Annotated in this window: 14 protein-coding genes; 9 read left to right on the top strand and 5 right to left on the bottom strand. The window is 53.4% G+C overall.

The features are described from left to right. The first annotated feature begins 522 nt into the window (after nt 1–522). The 4 genes from ACZ9BE_RS10180 (at nt 523) to ACZ9BE_RS10195 (ending at nt 6,944) form a co-directional block, all read left to right on the top strand. The gene (locus tag ACZ9BE_RS10180; RefSeq protein WP_476249349.1) at nt 523–3,618 is read left to right on the top strand and encodes a TrlF family AAA-like ATPase; all 3,096 of its coding nucleotides are present in this window, start codon (nt 523–525) and stop codon (nt 3,616–3,618) included. Between the two features lie 308 nt (nt 3,619–3,926). Then, nucleotides 3,927–4,316 carry a (deoxy)nucleoside triphosphate pyrophosphohydrolase gene (locus ACZ9BE_RS10185; protein ID WP_476249350.1) on the top strand — a complete coding sequence of 130 codons (390 nt, stop codon included), beginning with the start codon at nt 3,927–3,929 and terminating at the stop codon, nt 4,314–4,316. Next, nucleotides 4,309–5,133 (top strand): HNH endonuclease, encoded by an 825-nt coding sequence (locus ACZ9BE_RS10190; protein WP_476249351.1) that lies wholly within the window; start codon nt 4,309–4,311, stop codon nt 5,131–5,133. The genes ACZ9BE_RS10185 and ACZ9BE_RS10190 overlap by 8 nt, the downstream gene beginning before the upstream one ends. A gap of 533 nt (nt 5,134–5,666) precedes the next feature. Continuing rightward, nucleotides 5,667–6,944, top strand: a complete 1,278-nt coding sequence (locus ACZ9BE_RS10195; protein WP_476249352.1) for a hypothetical protein — start codon at nt 5,667–5,669, stop codon at nt 6,942–6,944. Nucleotides 6,945–7,238: 294 nt separating this feature from the next. Here the strand turns inward: ACZ9BE_RS10195 and ACZ9BE_RS10200 are convergent, their stop codons facing one another. The 3 genes from ACZ9BE_RS10200 to ACZ9BE_RS10210 all read right to left on the bottom strand — a co-directional run bounded on the left by ACZ9BE_RS10200 (nt 7,239) and on the right by ACZ9BE_RS10210 (nt 11,009). Then, on the bottom strand, nt 7,239–8,489 hold the full coding sequence (locus tag ACZ9BE_RS10200) for a hypothetical protein (RefSeq protein WP_476249353.1): 1,251 nt from the start codon (nt 8,487–8,489) through the stop codon (nt 7,239–7,241). A 160-nt stretch (nt 8,490–8,649) separates the two neighbouring features. Further along, on the bottom strand, nt 8,650–9,468 hold the full coding sequence (locus ACZ9BE_RS10205) for a DUF2971 domain-containing protein (protein ID WP_476249354.1): 819 nt from the start codon (nt 9,466–9,468) through the stop codon (nt 8,650–8,652). A 614-nt stretch (nt 9,469–10,082) separates the two neighbouring features. Continuing rightward, the gene (locus tag ACZ9BE_RS10210; protein WP_406228987.1) at nt 10,083–11,009 is read right to left on the bottom strand and encodes a universal stress protein; all 927 of its coding nucleotides are present in this window, start codon (nt 11,007–11,009) and stop codon (nt 10,083–10,085) included. Between the two features lie 255 nt (nt 11,010–11,264). Here ACZ9BE_RS10210 and ACZ9BE_RS10215 point away from each other — a divergent pair, with 255 nt between their 5' ends. From ACZ9BE_RS10215 to ACZ9BE_RS10230, 4 genes are all read left to right on the top strand, one after another. After that, the gene (locus tag ACZ9BE_RS10215; RefSeq protein WP_252887848.1) at nt 11,265–12,338 is read left to right on the top strand and encodes an NAD(P)-dependent alcohol dehydrogenase; all 1,074 of its coding nucleotides are present in this window, start codon (nt 11,265–11,267) and stop codon (nt 12,336–12,338) included. Nucleotides 12,339–12,373: 35 nt separating this feature from the next. After that, nucleotides 12,374–12,598, top strand: coding sequence for a hypothetical protein (locus ACZ9BE_RS10220; RefSeq protein WP_476249355.1), 225 nt, complete (start codon nt 12,374–12,376; stop codon nt 12,596–12,598). A gap of 47 nt (nt 12,599–12,645) precedes the next feature. Beyond that, the gene (locus ACZ9BE_RS10225) at nt 12,646–13,887 is read left to right on the top strand and encodes an MgtC/SapB family protein (RefSeq protein WP_406228990.1); all 1,242 of its coding nucleotides are present in this window, start codon (nt 12,646–12,648) and stop codon (nt 13,885–13,887) included. Nucleotides 13,888–13,987: 100 nt separating this feature from the next. Continuing rightward, nucleotides 13,988–14,911 carry a universal stress protein gene (locus ACZ9BE_RS10230; RefSeq protein WP_406228992.1) on the top strand — a complete coding sequence of 308 codons (924 nt, stop codon included), beginning with the start codon at nt 13,988–13,990 and terminating at the stop codon, nt 14,909–14,911. 53 nt (nt 14,912–14,964) lie between these two features. On the opposite strand, the gene ACZ9BE_RS10235 is transcribed toward ACZ9BE_RS10230, so the two are convergent. Beyond that, nucleotides 14,965–15,528, bottom strand: a complete 564-nt coding sequence (locus ACZ9BE_RS10235) for a GNAT family N-acetyltransferase (RefSeq protein ID WP_041478749.1) — start codon at nt 15,526–15,528, stop codon at nt 14,965–14,967. 223 nt (nt 15,529–15,751) lie between these two features. Here ACZ9BE_RS10235 and ACZ9BE_RS10240 point away from each other — a divergent pair, with 223 nt between their 5' ends. Continuing rightward, the gene (locus ACZ9BE_RS10240) at nt 15,752–16,663 is read left to right on the top strand and encodes a universal stress protein (protein WP_406228994.1); all 912 of its coding nucleotides are present in this window, start codon (nt 15,752–15,754) and stop codon (nt 16,661–16,663) included. A 41-nt stretch (nt 16,664–16,704) separates the two neighbouring features. Here ACZ9BE_RS10240 and ACZ9BE_RS10245 read toward each other — a convergent pair whose 3' ends face one another. Then, nucleotides 16,705–17,610, bottom strand: a complete 906-nt coding sequence (locus tag ACZ9BE_RS10245) for an amino acid ABC transporter substrate-binding protein (protein WP_406228995.1) — start codon at nt 17,608–17,610, stop codon at nt 16,705–16,707. Nucleotides 17,611–17,639 lie beyond the last annotated feature (29 nt).

Consider the following 17,639-nt stretch of genomic DNA (forward strand, 5'->3'; position numbering starts at 1 on the left):
TTCTGGTTGCGGAAATCAAAGAAATCATGCGGAAAGGATTTACGAGATCCGCTATTGCTGCCGCTTACCTCATAAACGATAAAGCCCCGAATAATCAGGGCTTTATCGTATCAAATATGGCGGAGGCGATGGGATTCGAACTCATGGACCTGTTACAGTCGACGGTTTTCAAGTCTGAAGATTAATTTATACATTTCAATAGTTTAGTCTGTATTCGTTTCCGCTAGACAGTGGTCGTTAGTGCTCTGGAGGGCTCTGAAATTAAGGGGGAGGTAATTTTTGCGGTAACGAATTTGACCAGCATTTGGTGTTCTGGGGGTGGGGTCATGATCGCTGCGCTTACTGAAAAGGCGACTCTCACCTGATCAACCAAGTCATGTTGGTAAAGTGAAATTACCCAAACGCCTATGCTTTTCTATCGTTGCCCAACTTGTCGGTGTTGGCATCCCAACCTAATCTCTGGCAAGCCCTGATGCTGCAAGCGAATGGGGTGGAGCAGTCTAACGCACTGGAAGGTGGGAAATGGCTATTCAAAGCGGCAGTGAACGCGGGTCAGAGTGGCGGCAATGGGATTTGCATATTCACACTCCAGCGTCATTCGAGTGGAGAGGAGCGAAGTTCGACCGGAAGAATCCGGATTCAGCAGCGAACAAAGCGCTTGTTGATGAAATGATCGGTGCACTTAACGCAGCGAAACCTGACGTTTTTGCGCTTATGGATTACTGGACATTCGACGGATGGTTTGCACTCAAGCGCAGATTAGCTGAGCCAGACGCTCCGATCCTGAAAAAGACTGTTTTCCCTGGTATTGAGCTGAGACTGGCAGCCCCAATGAAGGGACGCTTGAATGCCCACGTTCTCTTCTCTAACGAGGTTGACGACCAGATTCTGAAGGACTTCCTTGCTCACCTCCGTATTGCGTTGATTGACAGACCCTTGTCTGACGCCGCTCTCATAAACTACGCACGCGAAGCACCTGAAGGCTTGCTGAAACCACATGGGATCAAACCTGAACAGATTGCAGCCGATGATGAACTGGCTTACATAGCAGGCGCAAAAATCATTGAACTGACGTGCGAGAGCTACAAGGAAGCGATTGCCAAAGTTCCAGACGACCAAGCAATTGGCTTCATGCCGTACGACACAAACGATGGTTTAAGTGATGTGAAGTGGACAGAGCACTATGCCTATTTTTTGGGCTTGGTTAGGTGCTCCCCGATTTTCGAGAGCCGGAACTTGGACGTTCGCTCTGCGTTCGTTGGAGAAGAAACGCCAGGGAATGCCAAATTTTATTCGGGCATAAGGAAAGGATTGAACGACATATCCCGATTGGTTGTGGCAGGTAGCGACGCTCATTGCTTTGTCGGCATACCAGGAAGTAAGGATCGGCGTGGATACGGCGACTTTCCATCAGACAAGAAAACCTGGATCAAAGCTGATCCCACATTCCGTGGGTTGCAGCAGGCTATCCGAGAACCTGCGAAACGTTCATACATAGGCGTTACACCGCCTAAGCTTGACCAGATTGCTGCCAACAAAACATTTTTTATCGACTACGTGGTGATTAGCAAGGTGGGGGGATCACCACTAACGTCACATTGGCTGGACGATGTCTACCTTCCGCTTAGTTCTGACCTCGTCGCCATTATTGGCAACAAGGGGAGCGGCAAAAGTGCTTTGGCCGATGTCCTTGCTCTGTTAGGCCATTCACGGCAAACCACCCATTTCTCATTCCTTCGAAAAGAGCGATTCCGGGGCAAAGCTGGTGAGCCTGCTCGACAGTTCGAGGGCTTTCTCTTCTGGCATGACGGGACAATAAACACTTGCAATCTAAATACTGACCCGCCTGCTGAGAAAGTTGAGATGGTGAGGTATATACCGCAAGGACATTTTGAAGAGCTCTGCAACGCGCATGTTACAGGGCAGTCTGACGCCTTTGAAGATGAGCTTAGGTCAGTCATTTTTTCGCATACCGATGACGCAATCCGATTAGGGGCACTGGATTTCAATCAACTGATCGAGCAGCAGGAAAGCACCTTCCGTCTCCAGTTGAACGAGTTTCGTAAAGATCTCAAAAGACTCAATCTTGAAATCGCAAGCTCTGAAAGCCAGCTCCATCCACTAATCAAGAAAAGCCTTGTGGAACAGCTTGGGCTCAAGCAACGGCAGCTCGCCGAACACGGAGCCTTAAAGCCAGCAGAAATGGAAAGGCCATCTGCTGATCTATCGCCTGAGCAGCAGTTGACGGCTGCCACTCTTGAGAGAGTCGCCGTGGAACTCAAACGTTTGGATGAGGAGCGGGTCGCAGCCAATGAGACGGCTTCGCAGCTCGCCGCCAAGAGCAAGGCTTTAAAGGATGTTAGGGAGCAGGTTCGACTACTGCAACGCACTTATGACCAGTTCATTGCTGATACGAGAAAGGACCTCATCCTGTTAGGGTTGGAAGTCGCTGACCTTGTGAAAGTCGAGAGTAATCTCGCCCCGTTGAACCAATTGGCTGACGCAGTTTTGGCTGATCAAGCAGCCATAGGCACCAGCACCCAAGCTAGAGAAGACGCGCGTCAGAAATTTTTGCAGCAGCAGACAGAGGCCAAAGCACGGCTGGATCAACCTCAGCTCATTTATCAGAATTATCTGCTCGCGGTTGACGAATGGCAGCGCAAATATCAGGACTTGGTTGGTGCCGCGGACGCCCCAGAAACAGTGAAAGGACTAGAAGCTAGGATCGCGCAGATCGATGCTCTGCCAGAGAGGCTGGAGACGCAAAAAATCTACCGGCAGCAATTAACAGGTGATATCTACGACATCCTTGATGCACAGCGCCGGGCGAGAGAGGCACTGTTCAAGCCGGTTCAGGAACTCATTCAGGGCAACAGCCTGATTCGCGAGGAGTATAAGCTGGGGTTCAAAGCGAAGCTCGGAGGCTCAATCGACGCTTTTGCCACCAGCCTGTTTACCTTGCTTAAACAGAACGTAGGTGAGTTCCGCGGTGACGACGAGAGCTTTACCACAGTTCGACGTCTGGGTGACGCTGCGGACTTTGACAGTCGTGAAGAGGCAGTGGCTTTTGCACAAACTCTGCACGACAAAATTTCAGCAGCGGCAGCTACGATAGGGGACAAGGTCGAATACGGCATCGACTCAATGCTGCGCAAAGACAAAAACGCGAACGAGGTATACGACCTGCTATTCGATCTTTCCTACCTGGAGCCTCGGTATTCACTACTGTTCCAAGACGCGGAAATCGAACAGCTCTCACCTGGTCAGCGCGGAGCACTGCTCTTGATCTTCTATTTGTTGGTTGATAAGGGGCGCAACCCTATCATTCTGGACCAGCCAGAAGAGAACCTTGATAACGAGACTGTAGTAAGCCTTCTGGTGCCGGTTCTCACCGAGGCGAAGAAGCGTCGTCAGATCATTATGGTTACACACAACCCGAACCTTGCGGTGGTCTGTGACGCGGAGCAGATCATTTGGTCTCACTTCGATCGGGCCAACGGGCAGAAAATCTCCTACACCGCAGGCGCCATTGAGAGTCCTACTATAAACGGACATGCGGTCAAGGTGCTTGAAGGAACAAAACCTGCATTTGATAATCGCAGGTTCAAATATCACTGAGATTCGATCCCGGGGGAGCCTGCGCTGAGCTCTGCCCGAACCCTTCCTTCGCGGAGCTATGTTGGAGACTGCCGCAGGGATGCTAGTCGGCCGTATGCCGTTAACAAACCACCGCTTTCGGCCAGAAGCGGACGGTGGTAGGCGACCGCTACCGGGCCAGAAACGGACATCAAGAACGTCTATGAAACTTAGGGCGTTTCATAAATTGATCGACCTTGGTCTAGATTCAAAACGGCTGGGGGAATCGGCTATGATGATGGCCATTTGTTTGTATGGTGCTTTTGGCCCCGGCGATAAGGACTCGCGACATGAAAAAACCGGTGGCCGCTGCAGTCGTTCATCTTGATGGGAAAATTCTCATCACTCGTAGGGCTCCAGGTCAAAATCTCGAGGGCATGTGGGAGTTTCCAGGCGGCAAGCTTGAACACGAAGAATCTGCCCTGGAGTGCATTACTCGTGAGTTACGTGAGGAGCTTGGTGTTGAGTCTGTCGCCGGCGAAATACTCACCACCACGACTTACACCTATCCCGGCGGCGAGATCGAGTTGATCGCCATTTCGGTTCAGCTGCAATCCACCCAGTTCACCTTGCAGGTCCATGACCGGTTTCAGTGGGTGCTACCTCAAGAACTCCTTCAATACAACTTGGCTCCTGCCGACATTCCCATTGCCCAAGAGATCATCCGGAAATATGGCTAATTTCATTTCTCCTGTCCCCGGATCAAACCTTAAAAACGAAGACCTAATTCTTCATTTTTTATGCAGTCCTCAAGGTGGAATGCGCCGGTCAAATCGGACCAACACTCTCGTCATTGTTTCTAATCACGTGGCGTCAATTTACGACGATCGGTGGGTCGAAGATGTATTGCATTACACCGGTATGGGTCAGGTCGGTGATCAATCTCTTGTGTTCAACCAAAACAGAACACTGAACGAATCGCGCATTAATGGAGTGGCCGTACATCTATTCGAAGTCTTTACCGCCAAGACCTATACCTACATCGGGGAGGTAATGCTGGCTGATGAGCCATACCAAGAAAGACAACCGGATGTAGAAGGGCAGGACCGCTTTGTTTGGGTTTTCCCCTTGCGTTTGAAATCGGGCACTCCGCCGGCAATTTCTGATGTCACGCTGCAGCAACTCAATCGGGTGAAGGAAAAACAGGCCAGGAAATTGAGTGACGCTGAGGTAGAAGCGTTAGCCCTGCGTCAAGGACGGACCAATGTTGGGAAGCGGAGCGCCAGAGTCACGCAACATCAGCGCTCACCATGGGTAGCAGAGCACGCTAAGCGTAGATCCAAGGGGCGATGTGATTTGTGCCAGGAAGCCTCTCCGTTCAACAGGAAGGATGGGACGCCATATCTGGAGACACACCATATCGAGTGGCTTGTGCATGGTGGAGCAGACACGGTGGAAAACACAGTTGCTCTCTGCCCCAACTGCCATAGAAAAATGCATGTTCTTGATGACCAGGCTGACAAAATACTTTTGGTCGCGCGGATCAATTCCCACTAATGAAAGGAGCTATGTGTGGACGCGGAAATCAGTTTTGAACATGAAGGGACAGAGTACACTGGCACCTACTCGGTTCACGGAGATGAGCTCATCGTTTATCTACCTGATGGTAGCCAACGGGCAACCACGTTGCGTGGCCTTGACCCTGAAGTGACTGCCTTAACTCATCTGCGTGGGTTTGTACTGCATTCGAAAAACGTTGATCGGACTGGTAACTGACAGTCAGCATCGTTCTGCCGTGATCAGAAAACCCATCGGTAGGTTGTCATGAGTGGCTGTTCCGGGCCGGAAGCGGCCACTCACCATAAAGTCGTTTCTACACATTGGCCGGACCTATCCTTAGCAAGGGTTTTGCATACGCAGCAAGTCCTTGGCGGGGCTGCGGTGATAGTCAAACGCCGTTGCTCTCAGTAGAGAATGCCAATAATATCTGCGACCAAACCAGCAAAAGCTTCGAATGCATTTTCTCAAAGCTGAAAAAATATATAGCCGATAGAAATTGTGCACTTGCCATCTAACAAATAAGGAAAAAAATGCTCAGCGATCTGGATGAGTTAATATTGAGTTGCGAGGACCCTCGCTCACGACTATATATCGAAGAAGCCGTAAAATGTTATAAGGCAGGTGCGTATCGCTCGTCAGTGGTAGCTTGTTGGATTGCAGTTGCTTTCGATTTGGTGGACAAAATAAGAGAGCTATCAGCTTCCGGAGATAAGGAGGCCCAGGTTGAAATTGCAAGATTTGAGACTATACAGAAAACTCACAACCTTCCGGGAGCCTTAGCTTTTGAAAAAGAACTTCCATTGATGGCGAAGGACAAGTTCGAACTAATTTCTCCTATTGAATATCTAGATATTGTTCGCTTGGTAGAGGATCGCAACAGATGTGCTCATCCCTCACAAGTTTCTGACAACCAAGTATTCTCTGCGTCGGCGGAACTGGCAAGATTGCATATATTCAACTCTGTAAATTCCATACTTTCCAGACCTGCATCGCAAGGAAAGGTAGCACTGGCGCGAGTTTTGAGCGATGTAGATTCTAAATTTTTCCCGAGCAATCTAGAAGACGTTGTTACGTTATTCGAGGCCGGGCCTTTGAAACGGCCAAGAGAGTCTCTTTACAACAACTTACTAAAAGTTTTTGTAAAAACCGCCTTTGGGGGAGAAGAGTCGGCAAAATTTAATAAGTGCGTGCTTGCTTTATCGGCAATTAAAATTATCCACCCTAATTTGTGGGAAAGGTTTTTCGAAGATTGCGTCAGACAAACAGTTGAACGCATGCGCACGGAAGAGGAAATATGCGGCGCAGTGATAATCGTAGCACGGCTCGCCAAATTGGGTTTATGGAATGCCCTTCCCAAGGCGGAGCAGTTAAGGATTTTGACATTTATACAAAACGCACCACATAAATTATTTGTTGATTTGGATTGGTTTTTTTTACTGGACGCGCTCCCCCCCGAATTAATTGCCGCAGCAGAAAAAAGAATCAGATTTGCAACATTTGATGAGCTGGACAAAGTTGACTGGCTTGTCACTCCTTCAGCGATGTTGGATCGGCTAATCACCATATATTCAACCTCTCGTAGCTTTGCTGAAGCAAATACATATGGTCGGACCATCAGGCAAGTTATGCAGGAAGTCGACCCTACCTACAAACAAGCCAATGAAATTGTTAGGATGGCATCGGCAAATGACCAGATTAAGCACAGCAATGAGTTGGCCAGTGTTCTGCGAGCGTTGGAGTCTGTTGAGGGTGGAAGGGTCGCAGTAGAGCAACTGATGGTAGATCATGGTTTAAATATTAATCTTTGATGTTTATTAGAGGAGAAATATTTAGGCTCTCTTGCCCCAATTGTAATTCTTTACCAAGGTCATGCGCGGGTCGCTCTCAGCTACTTTTCGCGTCTATGCCTCCTTCAGAATCGTATTCAGTCGATCGCCGTAGTCAATCGGATGCTCGCAATCGACCACTAACGGCCAAAAGGAGCCAGTTGAAGGCGTCTAGAAAACTATGGGCGACTCAGCATGTTCATAAGTTTTATATAGAGCTTAAGATTAGTCGAGTAATGGATGAATAATGTCGATCGAATGATGTTTATATTTAGCTTATTCAGGGCTAATAAACAATATGGCTTTATCTATAAGGTCTCGCTGTCGTATCAACTCCTCTATCGAAGCTGACGAGTCTAAGAATTTATTGGCATCTTGCAATCCAGAAAAAATGCCCACTTCAGCCAAGTGAAAAATAACCGCCTGCCGAAAGAATTTTTGTATTTGGAAGCAATGAGGGGATGGATCGTCGATAGACTGCCCCATATGTACATTTCGATTCCGGTAGTCTTTTACATGCTCTAATATTTGTCGATGATACTCACGTTCTCCATAAAGGTAAGAGCAACGCGCAACGACTAAATCCGTATTATTTTCACCTGGAGCCATTACTGACTCCAAAGCAGCCCACCCCCGTTGAACAGAGGAGTTTTTATCAGTCTCGTCAAAGGCACGCACAAATCTTACGATGGCGTCCTTGATAATGTGCGCATCCTTATGATGCTTGAGTTTATCTGTTACAAACCCGAAGAAATTTATCGATTGGGTTTTTTTTTCAGCTGTCAGATTTAATGATCTTCGCTCAGTATAGTTAGAGTCATACCAAAAAATATTGCTATCACTAAGACTGCCATCCTTGTTGTGTAGCGTGTGCATTCCCCCTAAAGTCAGCTTATTGATAGGCGCTCTTCGAATTGCCTGCATCGAAATGGCAATCTCAAACGCAGGGTTTATATCTAGACAAAATACTCCCCTTATGAAATCCAGTTCATGTAGCGCATGCTCTACACCATCCATAGGGTTTTTCGACTTGAATCTTACAACAACAGGACAATAACTATCTGGTAGAGATGGAGATTCGAAATTCCAACGAGCGTTATATGCTTCTCGAGTTTTATATTTTTTTGGAAGCCCGCCTGGGTAACATTCCAGAGTCGTATCGCCGAGTACTATCCTTCGCAGTGGAAAGCCCGCGGCTATCGATATCGAAGTTACTAACACGTACTCCTTCGGCACCTGCTTGTTATAAGATAACACCTCTGTCTTTAATGCCTTCAAAAAATCATCAGCCAATTTGCTCCCGGATTTCACCCAGGAGTTCAAGGCGCGGTTATAAAATCGCTTAGCGGTGTGATAACTAAATGTTTTATGAAAATCAATCATCGTAAAAAGAACGGAATCAAGCTCATGCATTTCGAAGCCATTGAAAGACACTTTACCTTCGGCGTCGATAGATGAGCAGGCCTTTAGGCGATCTAGGATGATTTGCGGCTTCAGTTTTTTGTTGGCCTTCCATTCGACTTTCATATCCACTCCTCAAATTCAACAATATTCTAACCCCGTTTACATCGCTCTGAATCGCCCGGGTATCCCAGATACATCCAAGGCACCCTTTTGGCCGAAAGAAGCCTGCTATGCCGGGCGGGCATGAAGTATCATAGGTCGAGGGTGCAGTTTTGGTAGCCGATTAAGTGCCTGCTGTCCCCAGTAGTCCTAGCCGCTTTGCTTCCAGATGTGACATGTATTTTACGGGCTGAAATTCAACTGAGAAGTTAGACTTGCTACGGCAACCTTGCCAGAGCTGGACGTGTTCATTTTGTCCAGCGAGAACTAACGCGATAATCTCAATCGCAGTGAGGGGCATGTCTGGGCCGAAGTAGATGCCGGTGAGTGCTTCGGAAGGATACCGATATGCCGTGCCGGCTTGACTATGAATAGCGCGCCACTCGTGCTCATAAGCCCAATCAATCGCTTTGGTACAATATAGATCGGAGACAGGGTCGGAATCTTCACCGCACAGGATCGGAACGATGTCGAGAATGGGCATGTCTTGTGTATAGCGAACCTTCTTAATCTTGTGAAATGGATCGGCCAAGGTTGAAAACTCCAGGCAGAAACCTTTGCAATGATCCCCGTAGTGGGACCACATCAATAAGTTGTCCTTCTTCTCTGAAAAGCAGCTGACCCCACGTTGTGACAGAAATCTTTTGATCATGTCATCTAAGGTTTCCTGTCCTATGCGAAGGAGCATATCCCTAAGCACAGCAGGAGACGCTTTTTCGAACTCTCGCCGAATGCCACTTTCGATTTTGGGTTTCGCTAAGTAATGGCTTCGCAGTTTCTCAACATCTGCGTCAGTTGGCTCCTTGATGCGCGGTGAAAGCGCGCAGTCGTACGGGTCGTTGAAAGCGAGCGGGGAACCGAAATAGATTAATTGGTCCTTCAGGTTCTGAAGCGACTGTGCGGTAAAGCGTTCGTACTTGTAGAGGTGCAGCGGCGATGACATGGGTTCAGATTCCTAGAAAAGCCTGACGCTACTGTTTCGCCATCAGCCTGTCCACTGTCCGTTGCTGGCCGTCAACGATCGCTTTCGAACGTCCGGTTTTGGCCGATAGCTGCCTTTGACGCCTCATACATGGAATTCCAGCCTATGTTCACTCGGCCCCCACACCTGGACTAGGCGTGGGGGCCTTTGTTGCGGCCACGGCAACCAGTCACCCCGATTCTGGTCTGTCATTCCTTGGCTGTCTGGCTACTGACGTGCATCTGAGTTGTCTTAAAATGCGTGATCTTGCAGCCCGATTTCTTTCCGCAATTTATTTTGAGGTGATGGTTTTGCTGTCTTAGAACGAAGAGGAAATTTCTGTGATGCGGAAAAAAACTGAACGTAAGCTATTGAATTAAAGGTAAAAAATTGTGGACTTAAAATCCCCCGCTCGTAAGGGCGTGCCGGTTCGATTCCGGCTTCGGGCACCATAAATATCAAGGGCTTGCATGACATATGTCATGCAAGCCCTTATTTTTTGTGCCGTGGAAATGTTTTCCACGCTCCTGACTGGCCATTCCGTCGCCGTCTGGTGCCTGGAGATCCACTCCTTTCTTCAGCGTCGACTGCATCCATCAGCGAGTAAGCGTTTCCGGCGCTACGACCCATACGCTACAAGGCATTTTGTACAACAGATGCTCGACCGTGCTGCCAACCAGTCTGCCTATTCCTCGATGAGTGACGCGGCCCATTACGATCACATCGATGTCGTAAGCATCGGCATAGCTGGAAAGCACCTTGGCGGGATCGCCCACAATCATGTGCTGGTTTTCTGCCGGAATGTTGTTGCGTGCAGCCAGCGCCTGGAAAGCTTCGCCTTGGGCATCGAACAGTTTCTTGGCTGCGCTGGAAGAAAAGATCGCGGACGCGTTATTGAAGCCGAATTCGGCAGCGCTGATCGATGACAGGTCATGGGCATAAATCACGTCCAGGCTGCCATTGCAGACACTGGCCAGTCTTGCTGCTTCGCGCAGGATCCGGTCGTTGAGGCCCTGGTATTGGCCATCACGATGGAAGGGGTCGACCGCCGCGACGATTCGGCGTGGCAGTGCGTTTTGAGCGTGGCTGACAAAATGCAGCGGCACCGGGCATTCGCGCAACAGGTGGATGTCCAGCGGGGTGAACATCAGTCGCGACAGAACTGATTCGTGCTCCAGAGCCTTTACAAGGGCGGCCATCGGCTGTTCCTTCAAATGGATGAGGATCTCCTTCAAAGGATTGTCCACCCAGACGACCTCGGTGGTGACGGTCACTCCGATCTTGCGCAGCGGCCGGGCCTGGTCTTCGAGCCATTGATGATGACGTTCGACATAGCCCAGACGCATCTGCTCCAGGGCTTGCTCGTTGACCATTCCTGCGGTCGCCAGGCCCTCCAGATAATCAAACGCGACAATATGCAGTGCGGCATCCGACGCTTTGGCCAGTGCGGCGGCGCGGTCGAACGCGGGACTGTTTTTCATCAGCGGCGACACGACCAGCATGAAACGCGATTGCTCAGACATGACAGAACTCCCGAGGTAGTCACCCAAGCATTGCGCTGCATGCCTGGAGTGAGTAGTGGCGCATGCGCTTATCCTGGAGCGAGCCAGCAGGGCGGGGTTGATATTTATCAACCAGACATCAGCGCGTGGTCGTGAGCGGATGTACGGTCGAGCAAGACCACTGATCCTCGGATAGTTGACCATTATCAACTACGACCCTGTCGTCGCGGCTCAAGCTCTGCTCTGCACTCACCTGTCGGCGGAGGGAAAGCCATCATGGCCACCATGAAAGCCGCAATATTCGTTGAAAAAAACCGCATCGTGCTCGATGACAAGCCGATTCCCGAGGTCGGGCCGCTGGATGCGTTGATCCGCGTGACCACCACCACCATTTGCGGCACCGACGTACATATCCTGCGCGGCGAATATCCAGTGGCCAAAGGGCTGACCATCGGGCACGAACCGGTCGGCATCATTGAGCGATTGGGCTCGCAAGTACGCGGTTTTATCGAAGGGCAGCGGGTGATCGCCGGTGCCATCACCCCAAGCGGGCACAGTTACGCGTGCCTGTGTGGCTGCGGCTCGCAGGACGGCCCCGACACCCGGCACGGCTTCAAGGCCATTGGCGGCTGGAAGTTTGGCAACACGATCGACGGTTGCCAGGCCGAGTACGTATTGGTGCCGGATGCACAGGCCAACCTGTGCCCGATCCCCGATGAGTTGAGCGATGAACAGGTCCTGATGTGCCCGGACATCATGTCCACCGGGTTCTCGGGGGCGGAGCGGGGCGAGATCGCCATCGGCGACGCTGTCGCAGTATTTGCATTGGGTCCCATCGGCCTCTGCGCCGTGGCCGGAGCGCGCCTGAAGGGCGCCACCACGATTATAGGTGTCGACGCGGTGCCCGAACGCATGGCCATGGCGCGCCAACTGGGCGCGACCCATACCGTCAATTTCAAGGACGGCAATGTGGTGGAGCAGATCATGGCGTTGACCGATGGCCGTGGCGTGGATGTGTCCATCGAAGCGCTGGGCACCCAAGGCACGTTCGAGTCGGCATTGCGGGTGCTGCGCCCGGGTGGGCGCTTGTCCAGCCTCGGGGTGTATTCCAGCGATCTGCACATCCCGCTCGGCGCGTTTGCCGCCGGACTGGGCGATTACAGCATCGTTTCCACCCTGTGCCCCGGCGGCAAGGAGCGCATGCGGCGCCTGATGGCGGTGGTGCAGAGCGGCGCCGTCGATCTGTCACCGCTGGTGACTCACCGTTTCAGACTGGACGACATCGAGCAGGCGTATGAGTTGTTCGCTCATCAACGCGACGGGGTCATGAAAGTCGCAATCACTCCTTGAAAGCACCTTGGCGTGCCGCTGAAACCGGGGTTTGCATGAACATCAAGATCGCTGAAAAACACGCTCCCCATGGCTGGGTCGTGCACATGGATGACTGGGATGTGGGCTTCAGGAGCCTTAAGGCTGCGCAGGAATTTGTCGAGGTGCTTGAGGCCCGTATCAACGCTCCTCATGAGTGGCCGAATGCGTTTGCCCAGCCGTTGCCAGCGAGGCAGGCAACGGCTCGCCGCATCAGCGCAAGTGCTGAATGCTCGCCATAAGCCAAGTGCAGAGCAGGGTGCGCAAACCCTGCGGGACGCTACCCATCATGAATGAGGTTTTTGATCTGTCCGGCGCCGCTGCGGCGCTGGGGATCGGCATGCTCATCGGTCTTGAGCGTGAACGGCACAAGGGCACCGGCGATGCGCGACACTGCGCCGGCTTGCGCACGTTCGCCATTACCGCGTTGTTGGGGTATGTCGCGCTACAGGTCGGCGGTGGTCTGCTGCTGGGGATCATCGCCGTCTGTGTAACGTTGCTGACCAGCGTCGCCTACTGGCGCAGTCAAAGCGACGACCCTGGGCTGACCAGCGAGGTGGCGTTGATCGCGGTGCTGATCCTGGGCGCGTTGTGCGCAACTGCGCCGGCGCTGGCAATTGCCCTTGGCGTAGTGATTGCGGGCCTTTTGGCCTATCGGCAGACGCTGCATCACTTTGCCAACAGCCAGTTGTCCGAAACTGAAATGCGCGATGGTCTGATCCTGCTGATCGCCGCGCTGGTAATACTGCCATTGGCACCGGACCGATATATCGGCCCCTACGCCGCGATCAATCTGCGCACCATTTGTACCGTGACGGTGTTGCTGATGCTGGTCGGCGCATTCGGCCACATCGCGGTGCGCGCTTTGGGCTCGCGCTATGGCTACGTCATCAGCGCGATTGCATCCGGCTTCGCCTCCAGTACCGTGACGATCGCGACCATGGGCCAACGCCTTGCCCATGAGCCAGACAACATCCGCATCCTCAGCGCCGCTGCGATTTTCTCCAATCTGGCAACGGTGATACAGGTCGGACTGATCCTCATGATGGTTGATCCGAATCTGCTGAACAGTGTATGGACGCCACTGCTTTTCGGCTTGATCGCTACGTTGTTGTACGGCGCCTGCCTGATGTTTCCCGACCCCACGCGAGGGAGCCGCAGCAAGCCGGTCGACACGGCAGGGGCGTTCAATCTGAAACTCGCGGTCATCGTGACACTGACTCTTACCGGCATCACATTCGTCTCCTCGGCCATGCTCAGCCACTTTGGTCAGGCGGGTCTGTGGCTTACCGCAATGCTTTCGGGCTTTGCCGATGCGCACTCTGCCACAGCGTCCATCGCCAGCCTGGCCAAGGCGGGCCAGGTGCCTTATGACTCGATAGTCGTGCCAGCGCTGATTGCCGTCAGCAGTAACTCGGTGAGCAAATGCGTGGTGGCGTGGGTCAGCGGCGGCAGGCGTTTCGCTGCCTGCGTGATCCCGGGGCAGTTGTTGCTGACCTTGGCCATGTGGGCGGGCACTGTGCTGTTTTGAGCGCAATCGGTGCTCTTGCTGATAAAGATCAAGCTGCCAATGGCCACAGCATTCACCCTGAAGACTGTTTGTTCTGGCTGGCCGCATGCCGAGGTATCCCATGTCACAGACTCCGCGTTTACTGTTGATCGCTCCCTGCGCCATGGAGCACACGCCTGCGTTCGAGCGCGCGGCTGCGCTGGCCCAGGCCATGCAGTTGCCGTTGCACATCGTGGCCTTCGACTACTTGCAGGCGCTGGCAGTGGCAGGGCTGTTTGCCCCCGAGCAGATCCGCCTCGCCCGCGATGGTTATCTGCGCACTCACCGGCAGTGGCTCGCAGAGCAGGCTTCATTGCTGGCGAGGCATCAGATCATGGTCACCAGCGAGGTGATGTGGGTTCAGGATCCCTTCGCCGAGATCCTGCAGTTCATCAACGAAATGCCGTTGCTATTGATCATCAAGGATGTGCAGCACGAGTCCGTGCTGGAGCGTATTTTCTACACCCCGCTGGACTGGCAACTGTTGCGCGATTGCCCGGTGCCGGTGCATCTGGTGACCGACGACACTCATCCGCGCCCACGCCGTGTGCTGGCCATCGTCGATGTCTTGCGCAGCGAAGAGCAGCACTGCCTGTTCAACGATCAAATCATCGATGCCGCCACCCAACTGGCCGCGCAGTGCGATGCCCGTCTTGATGTGGTGCATGTTTACGACTGGACGGCGGCTTACGCCACGGACATGGGGTTCGGCGCACTGCCATTGGCCACCGGGATCCATGAAACGCTGGGCACTGCGCAGCATGAGGCATTTACGGCCCTGGCCGAGCGCCACGGCGTGCCGGCCTCATGCCGGCACTTCATCGAGGGCGCGCCGGTGCGCAGTATCTGCGAGTTCGCCATCAACAAGCAGATCGACGTCATTGTCATGGGCACAGTGCAGCACCACGGCTTGAGCAAGTTGTTAGGCACCACCGCCGAACAGCTGCTGCATCGGGCACCTTGCAGTGTGCTGGCGATCAAGCCGCAACCCACACTGCAATCCTGAAACACGAACGCCCCGAGGTGAATCGTTGGCCGACTCACCTCGGGGCGATTCATTTACAGGTCAAGACGATGAATGACCTGGCGTGCGTCGTCAGGATCATTGTGGGTTTCGAAGCCCAGGCTTTTGGCCAGATCGCGCATCGCCGCGTTACTGGCGGCATCGACCGAGTACATCTGGCGGAATCCGTTGTGGCGGGCTGCCTTGATCAAGTGTTCCATCAGCAACGTGCCCAAGCCCAAGTGCTGCCATTCATCGGCGACCGTCACCGCGCACTCGCATTGATGTCCGCCTGTGCCGGCATAGCGGCTGATGCCGATTTCGATCAACTTGCCGTTCTCGTGAACCAGTGCAATGAAGGCGGTGCGCTGTTTGTTATCGGTGTCCATCAACTGGTCGAGCAGAGCGGTGCCGGGTTCGCCGATCTGGGCGAGAAAACGCATGTGCCTGGATTCGGGGGACAGGCGCTTGATGAAGTCGTATTCGCGCAAGCGATCCTTCTCCGTGAGCGGCCGGATCAATACATGGCGACCGTCCTTGAGCGCCTCAATCCAGTATTGACCGGAAACCGCCGCGTAAGCGGCCACGGCCTGATCGTTGTGGTCTTTGACGGTGAGCATGGTCATTCTCCATCCGGTTCAAAAGGCTGGCGGGCGTTGAAAAAGCGTCCGCTTGCCTCCCTTCTACGCGGTTGCCCATGGCGACATCTGATCTACATCAGACAGCTGCCATGCGCCTCGCTCATTGACCCGGGCTTGATGTAAATCAACGCCCGGCCAGGGCGAGCGGGCGCAGTCTTGAAGCCTGCCGGCCCACCGCGCCGGTGCCGAGCGGAGGTGTGTGATGGGCCAATATGAACGTCTTTTGCTGGTCGCCGACCAGACGCTGCATCAATCGGCGGCGATGTTGCGTGCCATCGCACTGGCCAAGGCGAGCGGGGCGGCGCTGGATGTGCGGGCCTTTGTTTCGCCGGTGCCGATCACCCATCTGTGGGAGGAAAAAATCGATGACGTGGATGCTCAGCGCTATCAGCGGCGCTACCGTCGCTGGGTGGCCGATGAGCTCGAGCAGCTCAGCAACCAAGGGTTGGACGGCACGGTTGATGTGGTCTTTTCCAGCCATCCGCTGCTGGACATCCTCAAGACCGTCCATGTACTCAAGCCCGACCTGTTGATCAAGGACGTGCGACTGGAACCGGCGCTCAAGCGCGTGTTCATCACGCCGCTCGATTGTCACCTGCTGCGTGAGTGTCCGATCCCCGTGCATCTGGTCAATCAGATTCGCTATGCGTTGCCGCATCGTGTCGTCGCGGCCGTTGATCCGTTTGATCCAGATACCCAAATCAATGGCTTGAACGACGTCATCATACGATCGGCGAACGCTTTGGCGTTGCAATGCGACGTGCCGTTGCACCTGCTCTGCGCCTACGATTTGTCCGCCGCTTTCAACGGCGATGCACCAATGATCAACGGTGGCTGGAACGAAGATCTGGCGAACGAGCTGCGTCAGACACTGCATCAGGCTTTTGTCGCCCTTGCCGATCGTCACGGTGTGCCACCTGAGCGTCGACACTTCGTCATGGGCCATCCAGTGCAGGTCATCAATGAGTTCGTCGAGCAGTACCTGGCCGACGTGGTGGTGATGGGCACGGTTCATCGCGTGGGCATCGAACGCGTGATCGGCAGCACCACCGAGCGCGCATTGTATTCGCTGCCGGGGAGCATTCTGGCGGTGAGGAAAGAGCCTGTGCGGTGAGCATGATCGCAGCGTAGCGAGCCAGCCTGTTCGCTGGCTCGCTAGGGGATTGCATAGATCTTGAACAGCTTCCTGGCCGCATCGCCGGCGCCGCCCAGATGTTTGTCGAATGCCTGTTCAATTTCGCCGGATCGGTACATTTCACTCAGCGCCGTGTCGACCAGCAGACGAAAGTCCTCATCCTCTCGATCCACTGCCATCGCCGTCGGTGCGGACTCGAAAATCCGCTCCAGCAGCACCAGGTTGCCCGATGGATAATTTCTGGTCAGCAGATGCTTGAGCAGCATGCGTTCAGCGAAAAACGCATCGGCTTTGCCATTGGCAACCAGATTCAGACCGGCTTCTGCGTTCTCTACCGTGACCAGCGTGGCTACCACACCCAGCAATCGCATCTGCTGTTGTATCCACGTCTCGGTGACCCCGCCGGCGATGGCGGCATACGTCTGATTGGCCAGACCACGGTTCACCGTGGCTCGCCACGTTGGCCCGGTATGGGCCACTTTGCCATTCAGCACATTGAGCAAGGTTTCGGAAGCATCCTGGCGCACCACGGCCGAGAGACCGGCGGTGTAAATCGGCACCGAGTAGCTGACGACCCTGCGCCGCGCCAGCGTGGGTGGGGTCGGCGTACAAAGAATGTCGATCCTGCCGGAACTGACGGCGCTCATCTCGTCGTTGAGCGAGACCGGTTGGTAATTGATTTTCAACGTCGGCAGATTCAGATCGATCCTGACCTTCTCGGCTATTTTCAGGCAGAGATCGATGGCATAGCCGCTGGCTTTATCGGCGGCCTGATCACTGAAAGGCATGAAGTCAGGCACGTAGCCAAGGGTGATCGCTTGACTGGCACGGATGCGCTCCAGCGTATTGCCATGGGTCACTACCGGTAGCAGCGCAAGGACGCAGACGAGCAGCAGGTGGTGGGCTCTGATCAGTTTCACGTTCATGCGCGCGGTTCCTCGAATTCAGATATCTG

It is taken from the genome of Pseudomonas sp. TE9122 (genome assembly GCF_056278925.1).